At 66.5% G+C, this 19,119-nt stretch carries 18 protein-coding genes; 4 read left to right on the top strand and 14 right to left on the bottom strand.

The genetic code is table 11. The annotated features are described in order from the left end of the window. Positions 1 to 93: 93 nt before the first annotated feature. From ACNH6H_RS24355 to ACNH6H_RS24310, 10 genes are all read right to left on the bottom strand, one after another. The gene (locus tag ACNH6H_RS24355; protein ID WP_418320854.1) at positions 94 to 1,143 is read right to left on the bottom strand and encodes an aldo/keto reductase; all 1,050 of its coding nucleotides are present in this window, start codon (positions 1,141 to 1,143) and stop codon (positions 94 to 96) included. Between the two features lie 52 nt (positions 1,144 to 1,195). Further along, positions 1,196 to 2,878 carry a flavin-containing monooxygenase gene (locus tag ACNH6H_RS24350; RefSeq protein ID WP_418320853.1) on the bottom strand — a complete coding sequence of 561 codons (1,683 nt, stop codon included), beginning with the start codon at positions 2,876 to 2,878 and terminating at the stop codon, positions 1,196 to 1,198. Further along, complete coding sequence (locus ACNH6H_RS24345) at positions 2,875 to 3,612, bottom strand: SDR family NAD(P)-dependent oxidoreductase (protein ID WP_418320852.1); 738 nt, start codon at positions 3,610 to 3,612, stop codon at positions 2,875 to 2,877. The genes ACNH6H_RS24350 and ACNH6H_RS24345 overlap by 4 nt, the downstream gene beginning before the upstream one ends. Before the next feature lie 141 nt (positions 3,613 to 3,753). Further along, positions 3,754 to 4,707 (bottom strand): alpha/beta hydrolase, encoded by a 954-nt coding sequence (locus tag ACNH6H_RS24340; protein ID WP_418320851.1) that lies wholly within the window; start codon positions 4,705 to 4,707, stop codon positions 3,754 to 3,756. A 251-nt stretch (positions 4,708 to 4,958) separates the two neighbouring features. Continuing rightward, positions 4,959 to 5,372 carry a hypothetical protein gene (locus ACNH6H_RS24335; protein ID WP_418320850.1) on the bottom strand — a complete coding sequence of 138 codons (414 nt, stop codon included), beginning with the start codon at positions 5,370 to 5,372 and terminating at the stop codon, positions 4,959 to 4,961. A 35-nt stretch (positions 5,373 to 5,407) separates the two neighbouring features. Continuing rightward, the gene (locus ACNH6H_RS24330; RefSeq protein ID WP_418320849.1) at positions 5,408 to 6,688 is read right to left on the bottom strand and encodes a TRAP transporter large permease subunit; all 1,281 of its coding nucleotides are present in this window, start codon (positions 6,686 to 6,688) and stop codon (positions 5,408 to 5,410) included. Positions 6,689 to 6,703: 15 nt separating this feature from the next. Further along, positions 6,704 to 7,285 (bottom strand): TRAP transporter small permease, encoded by a 582-nt coding sequence (locus ACNH6H_RS24325; protein WP_418320848.1) that lies wholly within the window; start codon positions 7,283 to 7,285, stop codon positions 6,704 to 6,706. Positions 7,286 to 7,312: 27 nt separating this feature from the next. Continuing rightward, positions 7,313 to 8,152: a phosphogluconate dehydrogenase C-terminal domain-containing protein gene (locus ACNH6H_RS24320; RefSeq protein ID WP_418320847.1), complete on the bottom strand. Its 840-nt coding sequence runs from the start codon at positions 8,150 to 8,152 to the stop codon at positions 7,313 to 7,315. A 59-nt stretch (positions 8,153 to 8,211) separates the two neighbouring features. Continuing rightward, positions 8,212 to 9,234 (bottom strand): TRAP transporter substrate-binding protein, encoded by a 1,023-nt coding sequence (locus ACNH6H_RS24315; protein WP_418320846.1) that lies wholly within the window; start codon positions 9,232 to 9,234, stop codon positions 8,212 to 8,214. Positions 9,235 to 9,337: 103 nt separating this feature from the next. Then, positions 9,338 to 10,621, bottom strand: coding sequence for a ribulose-bisphosphate carboxylase large subunit family protein (locus ACNH6H_RS24310; protein WP_418320845.1), 1,284 nt, complete (start codon positions 10,619 to 10,621; stop codon positions 9,338 to 9,340). Between the two features lie 116 nt (positions 10,622 to 10,737). Here ACNH6H_RS24310 and ACNH6H_RS24305 point away from each other — a divergent pair, with 116 nt between their 5' ends. After that, positions 10,738 to 11,661, top strand: coding sequence for a LysR substrate-binding domain-containing protein (locus tag ACNH6H_RS24305; protein ID WP_418320844.1), 924 nt, complete (start codon positions 10,738 to 10,740; stop codon positions 11,659 to 11,661). 4 nt (positions 11,662 to 11,665) lie between these two features. Here ACNH6H_RS24305 and ilvD read toward each other — a convergent pair whose 3' ends face one another. From ilvD to ACNH6H_RS24285, 4 genes are read right to left on the bottom strand one after another with little or no spacing between them, the layout of a single operon-like run. Further along, positions 11,666 to 13,390, bottom strand: coding sequence for a dihydroxy-acid dehydratase (gene ilvD, locus ACNH6H_RS24300; RefSeq protein WP_418320843.1), 1,725 nt, complete (start codon positions 13,388 to 13,390; stop codon positions 11,666 to 11,668). Next, complete coding sequence (locus ACNH6H_RS24295; protein ID WP_418320842.1) at positions 13,387 to 14,292, bottom strand: alpha/beta fold hydrolase; 906 nt, start codon at positions 14,290 to 14,292, stop codon at positions 13,387 to 13,389. The genes ilvD and ACNH6H_RS24295 overlap by 4 nt, the downstream gene beginning before the upstream one ends. A gap of 4 nt (positions 14,293 to 14,296) precedes the next feature. After that, positions 14,297 to 15,193: a 3-keto-5-aminohexanoate cleavage protein gene (locus tag ACNH6H_RS24290; protein WP_418320841.1), complete on the bottom strand. Its 897-nt coding sequence runs from the start codon at positions 15,191 to 15,193 to the stop codon at positions 14,297 to 14,299. Next, positions 15,190 to 15,966 (bottom strand): transcriptional regulator NanR, encoded by a 777-nt coding sequence (locus ACNH6H_RS24285; RefSeq protein ID WP_418320840.1) that lies wholly within the window; start codon positions 15,964 to 15,966, stop codon positions 15,190 to 15,192. The genes ACNH6H_RS24290 and ACNH6H_RS24285 overlap by 4 nt, the downstream gene beginning before the upstream one ends. Before the next feature lie 105 nt (positions 15,967 to 16,071). Here ACNH6H_RS24285 and ACNH6H_RS24280 point away from each other — a divergent pair, with 105 nt between their 5' ends. The 3 genes from ACNH6H_RS24280 to ACNH6H_RS24270 are packed head-to-tail and all read left to right on the top strand — an operon-like array spanning position 16,072 to position 19,082. Then, positions 16,072 to 17,160 (top strand): TRAP transporter substrate-binding protein, encoded by a 1,089-nt coding sequence (locus ACNH6H_RS24280; RefSeq protein WP_418320839.1) that lies wholly within the window; start codon positions 16,072 to 16,074, stop codon positions 17,158 to 17,160. Positions 17,161 to 17,200: 40 nt separating this feature from the next. Beyond that, positions 17,201 to 18,175 carry a quinone oxidoreductase family protein gene (locus ACNH6H_RS24275; RefSeq protein ID WP_418320838.1) on the top strand — a complete coding sequence of 325 codons (975 nt, stop codon included), beginning with the start codon at positions 17,201 to 17,203 and terminating at the stop codon, positions 18,173 to 18,175. Next, positions 18,123 to 19,082, top strand: coding sequence for an NAD(P)-dependent oxidoreductase (locus ACNH6H_RS24270; protein ID WP_418320837.1), 960 nt, complete (start codon positions 18,123 to 18,125; stop codon positions 19,080 to 19,082). The genes ACNH6H_RS24275 and ACNH6H_RS24270 overlap by 53 nt, the downstream gene beginning before the upstream one ends. The last annotated feature ends 37 nt before the right edge of the window (positions 19,083 to 19,119 follow it).

Below are 19,119 nucleotides of genomic sequence, written 5' to 3'. Positions count from 1 at the left end.
GAGTGAGCAGTGGAGAAATGCTTCTGGAGCCAGGTGGCGCGTGTTTCGTGATTTCGAAACCGCATCTCTGTTTTCGAAATTGTAGAGATCTGATCAAGTTGTTGTTCCCGGGTTTTCCCGGGAATCGTCGGCGGCTGCGTGGCGTGGGATTCGGCCTTCCAGCGGATAGGCCGGATCGTTGTAGCCCGGCGTCGACGGATGGCCTGGCGTCACCAGGCTGTCGATGAAGGCCTCGTCCTCCGGCGTGAAGCGATAACGGGTCGCGCCGAGGTATTCCTGCCATTGCGCCTCGGTGCGCGGACCTGCGATCACCGAGGTGATGAAGCGGTTGTTCAACACCCAGGCGGCGGCAAACTGGCCGGCGCTGATGCCGCGCGCTTCGGCGTGGCGCTTGATCTGCTGCGCGATGCGCAGCGATTCCGGGCGCCATTCGGACTGCATCATCCGCACGTCGTTGCGCCCGGCGCGCGTACCTTCCGGCGCCGGCTTGTCGGGATCGTATTTGCCGGTCAGCACGCCGCGCGCGATCGGGCTGTAGGGCACGACGCCGAGTCCGAAAAAACCGCAGGCCGGCAGGTGCTCGACCTCGGGCATCCGGTTCAGCGCGTTGTAATACGGTGAACTGACGACCGGCCGGTCGATGCCCATCTCGTCGCAAAGCCGGCAGATCTCGGCGACCCGCCAGCTGCGGTAGTTCGACACACCGAAATGGCGGACCTTGCCCTGGCGGATCAGGTCGCCCACTGCACGCACGCTTTCCGCCAGTGGCGTGTCGTGCTCTTCCTTGTGCAGGTAGTAGATGTCGATGTGGTCGGTGCCGAGGCGGCGCAGGCTGTGCTCGACCGCCTCGCTGATCCAGCGGCGCGACAGGCCACGCTGATTCGGGCCCGGCCCCATCGGAAACGCGACCTTGGTCGCCAGCACCCAGTGTTCGCGGCTTCCGCGGATTGCGCGGCCGACGATTTCCTCGGAGCGGCCGGCGTTGTAGGCGTCGGCGGTATCGATGAAATTGACGCCGTGCTCGGCAGCATCGGCAAGGATGCGTGCCGCCTCCGCCTCTTCGGTGGCGCCGCCGAACATCATCGTTCCCAGGCACAGCGGGGACACCATCAGGCCGGAGCGGCCGAGCCTTCTGTACGCCATTGGCGAAATTCCTCGTGGTGTGAGACGAGGGGCCGCGAAGGGCCCGCTGCGCTCAGCTGGTCGCGGCCGCTTCGGTGGCGTTCACCGCATCGCGCAGGTGAAAGCCTCTGTAGCCGGCTGCGACGACCTCGTTGCAGATCACCGTGTAGTTGCCGAATCCGCCGACCCAGGGCAGGAAGACCCGCGGCTTGCCGGGAATGTTCGCGCCCATGAACCACGAGTTGGCACTCGGAAACAGCGTCTTCATGGCCAGCTCGTTGGTCCGCACGACCCAGTCCTGCTGCGCCTGTGCATCGGCCTCGATCGAGCGCAGGCCGTTGCGCTGCATGTGGCCAAGGCAGCCGGCAATCCACTCGACATGCTGCTCGATCGACATGATCACGTTGGTCAGGATCGACGGGCTTTGCGGGCCGGTGATGAAGAACAGGTTCGGGAAACCATGCGACATCAGGCCGAGGTAGGTGCGCGGCCCATCGGCCCACTCGTCCTTCAGCTTGCGCCCGTTGCGCCCGCGGATGTCGATGCGGTCGAGTGCACCGGTGACGGCGTCGTAGCCGGTGGCAAAAACGAGGGCGTCCAGCTGATGCAATTGCGAACCGGCGCACACGCCGTCCGGCACGATCTCGCTGATCGGCGAACTGCGCAGGTCGACCAGGCTGACGTGCGGCAGGTTGTAGGTTGCGTAATAGTCCGAATCGACGCAGACCCGCTTGGTGCCGAGGCCGTGGTCGACCGGCGCCAGCAGCTTCGCCTTTTGCGGGTCTTTGACGATCGAATGGATCTTGCCGCGCACATAGTCGCTGGCCGTCTTGTTCGCTTCCTTGTTCAGCAGCAGGTCGTTGAACGAGTGCGTGAAATTGTTGCCGCCACGGGCCCAGCGGCGATCGTATTCAGCCTTGCGTTCCTGATCGTCGACTTCGAGCGCCGAGCGCTGGCTGTAGTCGTACAGGATCGCCGACTTCGACGCCTTCGCCTTGCGGCGGTGCTCGGCAAAATTGGCCTTCCAGGCATCCTGCTCGTCCACCGGCAACGGCCGGTTCCAGGCCGGGATGCTGAAATTCGGCGTGCGCTGGAATACCGTCAGCTGCGCCGCCTGCTTCGCGAGCATCGGGATGATCTGGATGCCCGATGAACCGGTGCCGATCACGCCGACGCGTTTGCCGCTGAAATCGACATCCTCGCGCGGCCAGTTGCCGGTGTGGTACCACTTGCCGCTGAACGAGGCCAGCCCCGGCAGGTCCGGCACCCGCGAGGCCGACAGGCAGCCGGCGGCCGAGATCACGAAGCGTGCGCCGACCCGGTCACCGCGATCGGTGCCGACTTCCCACAGCCCGCTGTTTTCGTCGAGCACCGCACTGGTCACGCGCGTCTGCAGCTGGATCATCGGCCGCAGCTCGAAGCGGTCGGCCACATGATCGATGTAGCGGATGATCTCGTCCTGGCGCGGATAACGCTCGCTCCACACCCATTCCTGCTGCAGTTCCTCGGAGAAGGAATAGGAATACTGCATGCTCTCGACATCGCAGCGCGCGCCGGGATAGCGGTTCCAGTACCAGGTGCCGCCGACGCCGGCACCGGTTTCGTAGCCGCGTGCCTTCAGGCCGAGTTCGCGCAGGCGATACAGCATGTACAGCCCGGCAAAACCGGCGCCGATCACGACGGCATCGTAGGCGCCGGTGTCCGGCGTGTGCGGCTCGCTGTGGCCGACGATCGGTTGCTCGGTCTGCGGGTTCACAGCACGGTCCCCCCATCGACGGCCAGCTCGGCGCCGGTCGTGTAGCTGCTTTCGTCGGACAACAGGAACAGCACCGCCGACGCGACTTCATCCGGCGTACCGAGCCGCTTCATCGGCACCTGCTGCACGCGCTGGCGGTTTTCCTCGTCGGTGCGCACGCGCAGGATCTCGGTATCGGTCGGTCCTGGATGCACCGAGTTGACACGGATGTTCCGGCCGACCAGTTCGAGCGCAGCGGTTTTCGTCATGCCGCGAACCGCCCACTTGGTGCCGGTATAGGCGATCGAATTCGGCGCCGAGCGCAGCCCGACGGTCGACGAGATGTTGACGATCGAACCGCCGCCGTTGCGCTCGAGCGCCGGGACGATCGCACGCAGGCCGAGAAAGGTGCCGTATTGGTTAATCTCCATGTGACGGCGGAATTCGGCCGGGCTGTCCGGCGCGACCAGCGAGACCGGCTTGTAGACGCCCGCGTTGTTGACGAGGCCGTGCACCGGCCCCATCGACTCGGCAGCATCGACCGCTGCGTTCCACTGCGCCTCGTCGGTGACGTCGAGCCGCCGGAACCGACAGGCCTCGCCGAGCTCGGCGGCAAGCGCCTCGCCCTGCTCCTGCAGCACATCGCCAATCAGCACCTTGGCACCGTCTGCGACCAGCCGGCGCGCCATCGCGGCACCGAGGCCGCGCGCTCCGCCGGACACCACATAGACGCGGTTCTCGAATCGTTTCGTCACTTGTCTCTCCTCGTGATCGGCCGGACGGTCACGCCGGCTTGGTGGGAATGGAAACGCTGCGCGCGGAGGCATGTCGCGCCGGCGCAGCGATGCAAAAAAGCTCTGGTCGATACGGATGGCAGATGCGCCGCATCTCGGGCCTCAATTCGCAACCGGCCGCAGCGCGGCGCGCAATGCGGTGCCGAGCATCTCGGCCAGCACATTCGCGGCGCGCACCATCCGGCCCTGCAGCAATACGCCGTGCATCTGGTCGCCGGCGTGCAGCGAAAGCATCTGCACGCCGGCTTCGTGCAGCCGCTCGCCGTAGGCCCGACCCTCGTCGCGCAGCGGATCGTGGCCGACGGTCAACAGCAGCGCTGGCGGCAGTCCGGCGAAGCTGGCAGCGCGCAACGGCGACAGCTTCCAGTGCGCGCGCGCCGCCGGATCCGGTGCATACAGGTCGATGAACCAGCGCATCGTCGCTGCGGTCAGCGGCACATCGGCGACGCTTCGGTACGAATCGCTTTCGGCCGCGATGTCGGTCACCGGATACAGCAAGGTCTGGTGGCAGGCCGCCGGCACCGTGCCGTCGCGGCCCATCAGCGCAAGTACCGCGGCATGGTGGCCGCCGGCACTGTCGCCGCCGATCGCGATGCGCTCAGGCTCGATCGACAGTTCGGCTGTGTGTTGATGAACCCAGCGCCACGCCGCTTCGCAGTCGTCGAGCCCGGCCGGATACGGAAACTCGGGCGCCAGCCGGTAGTCGACCGCAACGACGCAAATGCCAGCGGCATTGGCAAGGTTGCGGCACAACCGGTCGTGGCTCTCCAGCCCACCGATCACCCAGCCGCCGCCGTGCAGAAAGACCAGGCATGGAATGCACTGGCCGGCCGCCGTGCCAGTGCCGCGATAGACCCGCAGCCGCAGCACACCACCCGGGCCGTCGATATCGATGTCGCGCACCGAGGCGACCGGCTCCGCGGGCGGCTGGAGCAGGTCCCAACTCGCCGCATAAGCCTCGCGCGCCTGCACTGGCGTCAAGACTTCGAACGGTGGTTTTCCAGCCTGTCTTCCGAGGTCGACAAGGCGTCGTGCATCAGCGTCGAGTGTCGGCATCGTATCTCCTGGACTCCCATTTCTCGAAAATGTTTTCTTATTTTCGAAAGCGGCCCAGTATATCGAAGAGAAGGCTGCACGCCAAGTGCTGCGCGCCCAGGCTGCATCTGAGCAGCGCTGCCGAGGTATCAATCGGCATCCGCAGCAATGCCAATCTCCGAGCGGCGGACAAGGACTTGCGCCGAGCAGAAGCCTTTTCAGGCCGAAGCCGTCCGATCCGACATGCGGGCATGCTGCCTGCGACCCGGCCGTTACGCCGTCGTTGCGCCCTCGCCGTTCGCCAGCCGGGTCAACGCATCACAGAGCCGCTCGCCGACGACCAGTCCGAGCGCCTGCGCTTCTTCGTTCAGATGCGAGATCACGCCCTCGTCCCACATGTCCTGCGACTCGCCGATGCGTGCGCTGGTGTGCGAGACGGTGCCGCCGGCCACGCCGCGTTGCTGCAGCATCGCCAGAGCCGCGATGCCGGCCTTGTCCTTGCCGACGCCGGCATCGTTGAAAAACGCCGCCTGCAGCGGCACCTCGAGTGCGAATTCACCCGAACTGGCGCCGCCGTGCGACGCCGAGACGACGATGCTGCCCTTGTCCTCCGGCGTGACCTTGGTGATCGAGTCCATGATCACGACACGCGCGCCATTGCCACGCACCACTTCCTTCTTCAACATGTTCGTTCTCTCGGTCTGGTAGAAAAAGCTCGAGCTCACCCGGTGAACCATTTCGCCGGCACCGTGACCAGCGACGGGAACAACACGAGCAGGAACAGCACGATCAACTGGGCCAGCATGAACGGCATCACGCCCCTGGCAACCTGGCCGATCGAAATCTTCGCGACGCCGGCAACGACGTTCAGCACCGTGCCGACCGGCGGCGTGATCAGGCCGATTGCGTTGTTGATCATGAACAACACACCGAAATAGATCGGATCGATGCCGGCCGCCTTGACGACCGGGATCAGCACCGGCGTCAGGATCAGGATGGTCGGCGTCATGTCCATCGCGGTGCCGACCAGGATCACCAGCACCATCATCGCGATCAGCAGCAGCGTCGGGTGCGCGATCAGCGGCTCGAGCATCGCGATGACCTTCGCCGGCATGTCGGCAATCGTGATCAGCCAGCCGGCGACCAGCGCGGCAGCCACCAGGAACATCACGACCGAGGTGATCTTCGCGGAGGTCACGAACAGTTGGTAGATCTGCGACGGCTTCAGCTCGCGATAGACGAACACCGCGACAAAAAACGAATAGACCGCTGCCACCACGCCGGCCTCGGTCGGCGTGAAGATGCCGAATTTCAGCCCGAAGATCACGATGAACGGCAACATCAGCGCCCAGCTGCCATCGAGCAGTGCACGGCGCAGTTCGCCGGGCGGGCAGCGCGGCGGCGCGACCACATGCTCCTTGCGAACCAGGAACCACCACGTGATCATCAGCGCGACGCCGAGGTAGATGCCCGGCATGATGCCGGCCAGGAACAGCTTGCTGATCGACAGGTTGGCGGCAACGCCGAAGATCACGAAGCCGATCGACGGCGGAATGATCGGCCCGATGATGCCGGCGGAGGCAACGAGGCCGGCGGCCCGCGACCGGTCGTGACCGGCCTGCACCATCATCGGCACCAGCAGCGTCGCCAGTGCCGCGGCATCGGCGATCGCCGAGCCCGACAGGGCCGCGAGCACGCAGGCCGCGACCACCGTGACATAACCGAGCCCGCCCCGCACGTGTCCGACCAGGGCCATCGCGACATTGACGATGCGCCGCGACAGGCCGCCGACATTCATGATCTCGCCGGCGAGCAGGAAGAACGGCACCGCCATCAGCGCGAAGCTGTCGGCGCCGTTGATGACGTTCTGCGCAATGATCTGCGCGTCGAACATGTCGAGGTGCAGCATCAGCGCAATCGCCGAGACCAGCAGCGCAAAGGCGATCGGCATGCCGAGCGTCATCGCGCCCAGCAACGAGAAGAGGAAAACGGCAGCGGGCATCTCGGGGCTCCGTGTTCAGGCCGGTCTGCCGCTCACCGGCGGCGCGGCGGTGGCTGCGGCGGGCTGGTGCAGCACCGCCTCGAGTTCCTCGACCTCTTCCGACTCGCGCACCATCACCAGCTCGTCGTCGCCGACTGCGCCACTCAGCACGCGGTACAGGTCGGCCAGCAGGATGCCGCCGGCCGAAACACCGAAGACGATGCCGACCGCATAGAAGATGCCCAGCGACAGGCCGGACGACGGTGCGGTCGACGGCAGGTTGATCTGCGTCTGCACCCAGCTGCCTTTCAGCAGCAGCCAGGTCGCCCACAACATCAGCAGCTGGCTGGCCACCAGGCAGGCCTTCCTGCCCTGCGGCGGCAGGCGCTTGGCGACGCCGTCCATGCCGAGGTGGGCATGTTCGCGCATCGCGACGATGGCGCCGAGGAAGACCAGGTAGACGAACAGCCAGCGCGACACCTCCTCGCTCAACGTGATGCCGGTATTGAAGCCATAGCGCAGCACGACGTTGCTGAACACCAGCACCACCATCAGCAGCAGACACAGCGCGATCAGCGCCTTCAGCGTGCGGAAATAAGCGTCGACGAGCCTGGCCATCGGTTTCTCCTGTTGTCCCGCCAGCCGTCAGGCCTCGACGTTGGTGATCAGCCGAATGCTTTCGCGAATCGCGTCCGGCTCGAACACCTTCTTCCAGTCGGGCGCGAAGATCTCCTTCTTCGCGCGCTCGACCGCGCGGTTCGCGGCATCGGACATGCGCACACCGGGCAGCTGATCGAACAGGATCGCCAATTCGACATTCAGGTGGCCGAGGATGAAGTCGTGCGCAACCTCCTTCGGTACACCGCGCCGCACCGCCTCGTCGGTGGCTTCGCGGATCACCGCCAGGCAGGTCGCGCAGACGGTTTCCGACAACACCGGCTCGAGGATCGCCATCTGGTCGACCGTTGCACGGTGAGAGCGCATCACCGGCGCATACATCCGCTTCGCGACATCCTCGGCAAGGTCGAAATGCTCGGCCGGGCCGCGCAGCAGCGCGCAGACGATCGCCTGCTTCGCCTTCACGCCGCCGAAATAATCGCGTTTCGCTTCCGGGTCGGTCTCTTCATTGAAAACCGGCGGGTGGCAGGGATGGGCGACGAAGATCGTCAGGTCGTCGCGCTCCGGCAGCTCGCCGGCAAACGGCGCTGCCGCATCGAGTGCAATCAGGATCGCGCCGGGCTTGAACTGCTTCGCCAGCGCGTGGGTGGCCTTGCCGATCACATTGTCGGGAATCGCCAGCACGACGACATCGGCCTGCGGAATCACCGAGTCGGCTGGCGCGCAGGTGATGCCGAGCTCCTTCAGCCGCGTGCGCCCGGCATCACTGACTTCCACATGCGACACCTGATACGGTGCACCGCGCAGGTTGGCCGAGCAGCGGTAGCCCATCTTGCCGCCGGCGCCGAGAACAACGATCTTTTTCATGTCGAATCCTTCCAGGAGTTGCGACGGCCACGGGCAGTCCGGTAGCCGTCGCGAGAGCCTTACTTGCTGGCGGCGCGGTGCTTGCCGAGTTCGGCCAGCGTCTGCTTGACGACGTCCTCGCCGAGCGTGCGGGCATATTTCTCGTAGACCGGCTGCAGCAGCTCGCGCATGCGGGCGCGCTCGGCCGGCGCGATCTCCGTATAGACGGCGCCCTTCGCCTTGATCTGCGCCAGCAGCTTCGGATCCTCGGTGCGGCTATAGCTGCGCTCATGGTCGCGCGCGGCATGGCAGGACTCCTGCAGCAGCGCCTGCTCGCCGCCGCTCAGCTGGTCCCAGAATTTCTTGCCGACCAGCACGACGGCCGCGCCGTAGATGTGGCCGGTGTTGCTGACGTGTTTCTGCACCTCGTAGAACTTGTTGCCGTGGATGTTGCTGTACGGCGTTTCCTGGCCGTCGATCGCCTTCGTCTCGAGCGCGGTGAAGACCTCGGTGAACGGCATCGGCGTCGCATTCGCGCCGAGCGTGTTGAACACATCGATGAAAACCGGGTTCTGGATCGTGCGGATCTTCAGACCCTTCAGATCCTCCGCCTTCGTTATCGGGCGGCGGCTGTTCGTCACGTGGCGGAAGCCGGTCTCGAAATAGCACAGCCCGATCAGGTTTTTCTCGGGCAGCTTGTCGAGCAGCTTGCGGCCGACCGGGCCGTCGAGCACGAGGTCGGCTTCCTTGAAGTCACTGAACAGGAACGGCAGATCGAAGACGCCGAATTCCTTCACCACCGATGCGGTTGCCGCGGTCGAGACCAGCGTCATCTCGAGCACGCCGCCCTGCGCGGCCGAAATCGACTGCAGCTCGGCGCCGAGCTGGCCGTCCGGATAACCGCGCATCTTCATCTTGCCGCCGGTCTTCTGCGCGACCAGCTCGGAGAAGCGGTCGATGCCGATCTGGAACGGATGGTCCTTCGGCACGACGTGGCTGACGCGAATCGTGCGCTCCTTGAACGCGGCGGCGGGGTCGGCCACGGCGGCGAGCGGCAGCACCGCAGCCGCGGCGGCGATCAGGCGAATGGAAAGTTTCTTCATGATGTCTCCTGGGTTGAGGGGTGCCGGTGTGGCAGTACTGCGCCGGCCGAGCCGGGGTTGCTGTGAAGTGGAAAAGCGTCGATCGGACCAGGTGGCTGCGCGCTCAGACCAGGCTGCCGAACTTGTCGAGCGCCGCGCGCAGCGCCGGGCGCTCGTCGGCATAACGCTGCAGCGGAACACCAGCGGCGGCGGCCTCCCAGGCCTCGCGCATGCTGGCAACACCGGCGGCAACGCCGCCCGGGTGGCTGACGATGCCGCCGCCCGCCAGGTGCATCAGGTCGGTGCTGCCGAGCGCGGCAAACAGCTCCGGCGCATGGCCGGCCCATTGGCCGGACGAAAAGACCGGCATCACCGGCGTCGAGCCGCCGAACGATTTCAGGCAGCTGCGCGCGGCCTCGATCACCGTCGCATCCGGTTCGCAGAATTTGCCGCGCGGGCCGCCGACGTGCAGTTGGTCGACGCCGGCCAGCCGCCACAGCTTGTTGTAGGCCGCAAACGACATGCCGAGCTCCGGCGAGCGCGTCAGCGCACCCCAGCCATTGCGGTGGCCATGGATCGGCAGCTCGCCGTGTTCCCGCAGGTGCTGCACGGTCGAGAAGCCGACCCAGTTGATGCTGGCCATCACGCAGGTGCCGCCGGCCCGCAGCACCTGGTCGTGCCGCCGTCGCATCTCGTCGACCGTGCCACTGATGTTGATCGCATACATCGGCATCCGGCCGAGCCGGTCGGCATGACGATGGACAACCGGCATCACTGCGGCGAGCCGCTGCTCGAACGGCGCGTGGGCCGGGTCGGCCGTCAGCTCGTCGTCCTTGATGAAATCGATGCCGCCGGCCAGCAGCGTATCGACCAGCGCCGCCGTCTGGGCGGCATCGAGGCCGATGCTCGGCTTGATGATCGTGCCGATCAGCGGTCGGCCGAAGACGCCGGCCTTGGCGCGGGTGCCCGCGACGCCGAAACGCGGGCCGGGAAAACGTTGCGCATACGACGTCGGCAGCTCCAGGTCGAGCAGCCGCACGCCAGTCAGTTCGCCAAGTTCGTACAGGTTGCCGGCCACCGTCGCGAGCAGCGTTGGCAGGTTCGCGCCGATGTTGTCGACCGGAAAGGCGATCTCGATCTCGCCGCGGTGGAACAAACCGGCATGGCCACGCCGCTCGACCAGCGCACTCGGCAATGCCGGTTTCAGCGCCGGCGGATGCGCATCGATGCGGGTGACGCGGGCGCGGGCGCGCCGCTTCAGTTCGGCGGTTTCGCCGGGCACGTCGAGGAAGGTGCCGGACGACTGCTCGCCGGCGATGATCTCGGCCGCCTTCTGCAGCGGGTCCGGGCTCTCGACGAAATAGCGGGCCCTGAATTCCTCGCGTTCACCGCCGTCGCTTCGCAGCATCACCACGTTGGTTTTTCCCGTCGTTGCAACCGCAGGCCCGATGCCTGTGGTCCGATGAACAGGACTATCCGCGCGCGTGTCATGTGGGACAAACGATTTAAACTTTGCCGCCTGTGATGAAAAGTCACGACGTGCCGAACTCGACCCGACCGTCCTTCAATGCACTGCGCGCCTTCGAGGCGACGGCCCGTCTGCGCAGCATGACTGCGGCAGCCGACGAACTGTCGGTCACGCATGGCGCGATCAGCCGCCACATCCGCGCACTGGAAGAAACGCTGGGGCTTGCATTGCTGACACGCGGCGCGCACTCGACCGACCCGACGCCGGACGGCGCCCGGCTCGCCGAAGGTGTTGCCGCGGCCCTGAAGCTGATGCAGGCGACGCTGGACCAGTTGAAGCCGGGCCCGCTGACCTTGTCGTGTTCGGCGTCGATCCTGACGCACTGGCTGATCCCGCGGCTGGTGCGCTTCAATCAGCGGCATCCCGATATCGAACTGCAGTTCAACGTGAACTATGGGCCGGTCGACGTCGTGCGCGAGAACATCGGCGTCGCGATCCGCAATACGATGGTGGCGCCGCCGGAGGATGTCGTCGTGCGCGAACTGGTCACCGAATGGGTCGGTCCGGTCTGCTCACCCGATTACATGCGCGAAGCGCGCATCGTCGATCCAGCCGATCTGGTCGACGCGAGGCTGCTGGTCACGAAGACGCGGCCGAATGCCTGGACCGAGTGGGCAGAGGCCGCCGGCATCACCGGGCTGGAATTGCAGGCGCGCGAGCGTTTCGAGCATTTCTACGTGCTGATCCAGGCCGCGGCCTGCGGCCTCGGCATCGCGCCGGTGCCGCGCATGCTGGTGCTCGACGACCTGCAGTCGGGCAAGCTGGTCGCGCCATTCGGCTTTGCACCGGGGCCGCACAAACTCGCGTTGTGGATTGCGCCGCACCTGCGCTCGCGCCCGGAAACGCAGGCGCTGGCGCAGTGGCTGACCGAGGAACTGAAGGAAACCGCCGGCCGCGCGCGCGACGACGATCAGCGTTGAGACATCACCCGACGTCGGGCAGACCGCTGGTCACCGCGCCCTGCGACGCGTCGGACACCAGGCGCGCAAATTTGCCGAGCACACCGGTCGCTGCGGCGTTCGGCGGCGGCGCTTGCCAGCCGAGCAGCCGCTGGCGGATCACCTCGTCCGGCAGTTCGAGCTCGAGGCGACGCGACGCGACATCGATCAGCAGCGGGTCGCCGTCCTGCACGATCGCGATCGGCCCACCGTCGACCGCCTCCGGCACCACGTGGCCGATCACGAAGCCGCGCGTCGCGCCGGAAAACCGGCCATCAGTGACGAGGGCAACCGTCTCGCCGAGGCCGGCACCCTGCAGCGCGCCGGTGACGAGCTGCATCTCGCGCATGCCGGGTCCGCCCTTCGGTCCTTCAAAACGCAGCACCAGCACATCGTTGGCAACGACCTGGCCGGCCTTGATCGCCTGGAACGCATCTTCCTCGCGGTCGAAGACCCGCGCAGGCCCGCGGTGCACTGCCTTCGCCTGCCCCGACAGCTTGATCACGCAGCCGCCCGGCGCGAGGTTGCCGTGCAGGATCGCGATGCCGCCCTGCGGCTTCAGCGGATCCGACAGCGGCCGGATCACGCGCTGGCCATCCGGCTCGTGCGCCAGCGTGACCTCGTCGCGCAACGTCCGCCCGCTCACCGTCAACTCGTCGGCATGCAGCAGCCCAGCCTCCAGCAGCCGCTTGCCGACCACCGACATGCCGCCGGCTTCGTGCAGCTCGGGTGCGGTGTAGTTGCCCCACGGCTTCAGATCGGCGAGCACCGGCGTGCGCCGCGAGATCACGTCGAAATCGTCGATTGCCAGCGGCACGCGGAATTCGCGCGCCATCGCGAGCAGGTGCAGCACCGCATTGGTCGAGCCGCCGGTCGCCATCACGCCGGTGATCGCATTCTCGAAGCTGCGGCGGGTGACCAGCGAGCGCGGCGTGATGCCGTCGCGCAGCAGGTCCATCACCATCGCGCCGCACTGCCTGGCCGCCTCTGCCTTCGCGGCGTCGGGTGCGGAAATGCCGCCCAGACCCATCGGCGACAGCCCCAGCATCTCGCAGGCGGTCGCCATCGTGTTCGCGGTGAACTGGCCGCCGCAGGCGCCGGCGCCCGGGCAGGCGTGGTCCTCGACATCCCTGAATTCGGTTTCGCTGATGCGCCCGGCATTGAAGGCGCCGATTGCCTCGTAGATATCCTGGATCGTCAGCTTGCGGCCGGCGAACAAACCTTCTTTCGCATGGCAGGCGCCCGACTTGATCGAGCCGCTGTACAGCAGCAGCCCGGGAATGTCGAGGCGGCCGAGCGCCATCGCCATCGCCGGAATCGTCTTGTCGCAGCCGGCGATCACGACCAGCGCATCGAACATGTGGCCGCGCGCAACCAGTTCGACCGAATCGGCAATCACCTCGCGGCTGACCAGCGAGGTTTTCATGCCCTCGGTGCCGGTCGTGATGCCGTCATTGATCGCGACGGTATTGACCTCGAGCGGCGTGCCGCCGGCCTCGCGGATGCCTTCCATCACCTTCGCTGCCAGCTCGCGGTGGGTCCAGTTGCACGGCATCGTGCCGATCCAGCAGTGGGCGACACCGATCTGCGGACGCCTCAGGTCGTCGTCGCTGAAGCCGACCGCCTTCATCATGCCGCGTGCGACCGCGCGGTCGGTGCCTTCGAGCAGCACGCGGCTCTTGTGGCGGGTGTCGAAATCCTTGCTGCTCATGCCGCCTCCAGCGGATGCTTGTCGAAAAATGCCGAAACCTCGGCCAGCGTCTGCGCCGGCGCCTCTTCCGGCACGAAGTGGCCACACGGCAGCGCCCGGCCGGTCACGTCGTCGGCAACCTCGCGCCAGTCGGCAAGGCAATCGAACATCGAGCCGACGACACCGTCGGCGCCCCACAAGGCCAGCACCGGCATCGGCAGCTTGCGGCCGGCGGCGCGGTCGGCGCGGTCGTGTTCGAGGTCGATCGTGCCGGCGGCGCGGTAGTCCTCGCAGCTGGCATGGATCGCCGCCGGATCGTCGAAGCAGCGCACATATTCGCGCACCGCCTCGTCGGCGAATTTGCCCAGGTCGGGCTCGTCGCGGCCGACCCGGCCGAGGATGTTGAACGGCACCCGGCCGGCCAGCATCTGCTCGGGCAGCGGCGGCGGCTGCAGCATCAGGAACCAGTGGTAATAGGCTTTCGCAAACGCCATGTCGGTGCGCTCGAACATCTTCAGCGTCGGCGAGATGTCGAGCACCGTCAGCGTGTGCACCCGTTGTGGATGGTCGGCGGCGAGCCGGTGCGCAACGCGGCCGCCGCGGTCATGGCCGACCAGCTGGAAACGCTCGAAACCGAGCGAGGCCATCAGCTCGACCATGTCCTGCGCCATCACGCGCTTCGAATAGTTGGAGTGGTCCGGCAGCCCCTGCGGCTTCGACGAATCGCCGTAGCCGCGCAGGTCCGGGCAGATCACCGTGTGGCGGCGAGCCAGTTCGGGCGCGACGCCGTGCCAGCAGGCGTGTGTCTGCGGATAACCGTGCAGCAGCAGCACCGGCGTGCCCGAACCTGCACGCAGATAGTTGATCTGTGCGCCGCTTGCGTCGAAGCGATGCCGTTCGAATTCGGCTGGAAACAGTGCCATCTTGTCAGCTCCTTGCCGGCAGATCGCGTTGCAGCCGCTCGCGCACCTGCGCCGCACTGGCCAGCTTGCCGCCGGCCTGCTCGATGCGACGCCGAGCCTGCTGCACCAGCGCGACGTTGTCCTGCGTGCAGCCCATCGGCGCATCCTCGAGGCCGACCCGCACATGGCCACCGCGTTCGACCGCAGCCGGCACCAGCTCGCCGAGCTCGACGCCGAGCCCGGCGACCATCCACGGCGCACCGGGCTGTTCCTGCTCGAGCAGTTTCAGATAGGCGTCGAGCGCCCAGTCGGCCGGTGGAAAGCCGAATGCGATGTGCTGCGAAAACATCAGCCGGTAGATCGGCACCGGCGCACCCGGGTAGGCGCGATGCAGCGCCGCACCGAGGCGCAAAAAACCCGGCTCATAGATTGCATACGACGGCGTGATGTGATGCTGCTGCGCGAGCGACAGCCCATGGCGGATGTGCGCTTCGGGATTCGCGTAGACAAAACCTTCCTTGCCGGCTGCGATGTCGCTGTAATGGCTGATATTCGTCGAGCCCGGGTCGACCACCGACCACTCGATCAGGCCGGCACGCACCAACTGGTCGACTGCGCTGAAGCGCTGCTGCGGCGTCAGCGGGTTCGGTGCGTCGATGCTGCCGGCAAACGGCAAGGTGCCGTAGCAGATCACGTCGGCTCGGGAGCGGATTCGCTCGATGATCGGCGCATAGATCTCGTAGTCGTCGCGCTGCCGGCCGCTCGCCGGGTCGTAGGCGTGGAAGTGGATGATCGATGCGCCGGCGTCGGCGCAGGCGAGCGCCGCCTCGGCGATCTCGCTGGCGCGGACCGGGATGTTGGGCTGGCGGCTGCGCGACCAGGGGCCGTTCAGCGCCACTTCCAGCCAGGTGGGGTCTTTCACTTGGATTTCCTTCGAGAAGAAGCCGCAGGTTTCGGCGGCGGGTTCCGGACTCCGTAGTGCCGGTTGGCACGCGTCAGGTGCGCGGTCAGCGCCTTCGCGGCGCCATCGGCATCGTGCTTGGCGATGCAGTCGAACAACCTGACGTGTTCGGCCAGCGTCGTGCTTTCGACGCCCGGCGCGCGCACCGCCTCGTGGTGGAACTGCTCGAGCCACTGCAGCATCGCCTGCGACACCGCGCTGTAGATCGGATTGCCGGTGATCGCCGCGATGCCGCGGTGGAAGGCCATGTCGGTCTGCAGGAAACGATCGGCATCGTCGACGCTTGCCTTGTGTTCGTCGAGCAACTGGCGCAACTGCTCGATCTGCTCGGCTGTCGCACGCTGCGCGGCCAGCCGCGCCATGCCGACCTCGAACTGCAGCCGCGCTTCCTTCAAGTGCTCGACCAGGTCGCTGGAGCCGGACAGCAAATGCATCGCCGCTTCCGAGATCTGCCCGATCACCTTGTCCGCCGACAGCGGCAGCACCCTGGCGCCTTCGCCGTGGACGATCGCGACCAGACCCATGCGCTCGAGCGACTGCAGCGCCTCGCGCACCGCGGGCCGGCCGACGCCGAAACCCTGCATCAGGTCGCGTTCCGACGGCAGCCACGCACCGACCGCGAACTCGCCGGAGCGGATGCGCGCAAGCAGCCGCTCCTGCACCTCGTGCGACAGCTTGCGCCGCGAAATGCGCTCGCCCGCCTCGGCTGGAGAAAAACCGCGTTGACTGTTCACTGCAGTCGATTCATAATCATCACTCATGTACTCATCATACCAGTAGTCAAACCCGCCGCGCAAGCGGCACAACCGGGCCGAGGGGCCCTCTTTGGAGATACAGAGATGCAACGACGCCTGATGCTGCAAGCCGCCGCCGGTGGCACCGTCCTCGCCGCACCCGCCATCGTGCGTGCGCAGCAGCCGCAGGTCCGCTGGAGGCTTGCCTCCAGCTGGCCGAAGAACCTCGATACGATTTATGCCGCCGCCGAAGTGGTGGCGAAGAAGGTGTCGGCAGCGACCAACGGCAATTTCGAGATCAGCGTGCATGGTCCCGGCGAACTGGTTCCCGCCCTGCAGGTGGCCGATGCCGTGCAGCAGGGCACCGTCGAATGCGCACACACCGCATCGGTCTTCTTCTTCGGCAAGGACCCGACCTTCGCGCTCGACGGCCAGGTGCCGTTCGGCATGACCTCGCGCCAGATGACGAGCTGGATGTACGCCGGCGGCGGCCTGCCACTGCTGCGCGAGTTCTACCGCGACTACAACATCGTCAATTTCCCGTGTGGCAATACCGGCACGCAGATGGGCGGCTGGTTCCGCAAGGAAATCAAGAGCCTGGCCGACATGAAGGGGCTGAAATTCCGCATCGGCGGCTTCGGCGGCGTCGTGCTGCAGCGCATGGGCGTCGTGCCGCAGAGCATCCCCGCCGGCGACATTTACACCGCGCTCGAGAAAAACACGATCGACGCCGCCGAGTTCATCGGCCCGTACGACGACGAGAAACTCGGCATGCACAAGATCGCCAAGTTCTACCACTACCCGAGCTACTGGGACCCGTGCGGCCAGATCACGATGTACGTGAATGCGAAGGCTTTCGAAGCGTTGCCGAAGGACTATCAGCAGATCTTCGCGCTGGCATGCAGCGAGGCGCACATCGACATGCAGGCCAAATATGACACGCTGAATCCGAATGCGCTGCGGCGGCTGGTTGGTGGCGGCGCCATCGTCAAGCCATTCCCGCGTGAAGTCGGCGTCGCCGCATGGAAGGAAGCAAACGACCTGTTCGCCGAGCTGTCGGCGAAAAACGCGACCTGGCGCAAGATCTTCGACAGCTTCATCAAGTACCGCGACGACCAGGTGCTGTGGTCACGCTTCGCCGAAGGCAGCTTCGACAGCATGATGCTGTCAATGAAATCGGTCGACAGAAAATAGGACGGCTACGGATGACTCAAACGAGAGGGAGCACTTTCTGATGGCGCAGGCGATCGTGATCGAGCAATACGGCGGGCCCGACGTATTGCAGGCGCAGCAGGTCGAGGTCGGCGCACCGGCGGCCGGCGAGCTGCGGCTGCGCCAGACCTTTCTCGGCGTCAATTTCCATGATGTCTATGTCCGTTCGGGCCAGTACAACACGCTGGCCTTGCCGGGCACGCCGGGCATCGAAGGGGTCGGCATCGTCGACGCGGTCGGTGATGGCGTCGATGCATTCCGGCCCGGCGACCGCATCGGCTATGTCACCAGCCGCTACGGCTGTTATGCCAGCGAGCGGCTGCTCAGCGCCGACCTGGCGCTGAAGCTGCCGGACCACCTCGACGACCGCAGCGCCGCGGCGATGCTGTTGAAGGGGCTGACCGCCGAGATGCTGCTGCACCACGTGCACAAGGTGAAAAACGGCGACTGGGTGCTGGTGCAGGCGGCAGCAGGCGGCGTCGGCAAGCTGCTGGTGCAATGGGCGAGCAAGCTCGGCGCACGCGTGATCGGCACCGCCGGATCGGCGGCGAAGGCGGAGGCGGCACGCGCTGCCGGCTGCACCGAGGTGATCCTGTACCGCGACGAAGACGTTGCCGCGCGGGTCGCGCAGATCACCGGCGGCCGCGGCGTCGACGTTGCCTACGACGCGGTCGGCGCCGACAGCTTCGCCGGCTCGCTGGCATCGCTGGCGCCGTGTTCGCACCTGGTCAATTTCGGCCAGGCCTCCGGCCCGGTGCCGCCGGTCGCGATGTCGATGCTGGCGGCGCGCAGCACGACGCTGTCGCGGCCGGTCGTCTTCCACTATGTCGCCGGTCGGGCCCGCCTCGAACAGATGGCGGCATCGCTGTTCGATGCCTTCGACCGCGGCTGGATCGCGCCGGAGGCACCGATCGAATTCCCGCTGCACGACGCCGCGGCCGCCCATGCGCTGCTCGAATCGCGCGCCGCGGCGCAACCGATCGTGCTGCGCACCTGACCACCCCATTTCTGGAGATCCCATGACAACAACAATCGGCATGGTCGGCATCGGCCTGATGGGCCACGGCATCGCGACCAATCTGGCCAAACACGGCCACAAGCTGGTGCTGTTCGAACACGTTGGCAACCAACCGCTCGACGCGCTGACGGCGGCCGGCGCGGTGACCGTGCGCAGCCTGCGCGAACTCGGCTCGCGCAGCGACGTCGTGATCCTGGTGCTGACCGGATCGCCGCAGGTCGAGGCGGTCGTGATGGGAGATGACGGCATCCTCGCCGGCCTGCGCCCCGGCAGCATCGTGATCGACTGCTCGACCGCGATGCCGTCGTCGACGATCCAGGTCGCGCAGGCGGTCGAGGCGGTCGGTTGCCATTTTCTCGATGCGCCGATGACGCGCACGCCGAAGGAGGCTGCCGAAGGCCGGCTGAACCTGCTGGTCGGTGGCGATACCGAACTGCTCGAGCGCTGCCGCCCGATCTTGCGCTGCTTCGCCGAAAACATCACCCACATGGGCCCGCTCGGCGCCGGCCACAGCATGAAGCTGCTGCACAACTATGTGTCGCTCGGCATGGTGGCGCTGCTGTCGGAGGCTGCCGCCTGCGCGCAACGCAGCCGGGTCGGCGCGGAGGCGTTTGTCCAGGTGCTGGCGACCGGCGGCGGCGGCGGCATCGCACTCGAACGGGTCAAGCCCTACCTGCTCGCCCAGGACCCGTCCGGGCTGCGCTTCTCGATCGCCAATGCCGCGAAGGACCTCGGCTACTACAACGCGATGGCCGAAACCGCCGGCGCGCCGAACGACATCGCGGCAGCCGTCCTCGGCACGCTCGAGTCGGCGCTGGCCAAGGGCGGCAACCAGGCGCTGGTGCCGGAACTGGTATCGCTGCTCGGGCCGTCGGCAAAGCGCTGAACCGCACGCGCAGCAAGCGGGCGACCCGACGACCGGC

The organism is Pseudideonella sakaiensis, from assembly GCF_048320135.1.
Lineage (GTDB): Bacteria > Pseudomonadota > Gammaproteobacteria > Burkholderiales > Burkholderiaceae_C > Ideonella_A > Ideonella_A sakaiensis_A.
This window is presented reverse-complemented; position numbering and strand designations above follow the sequence as displayed.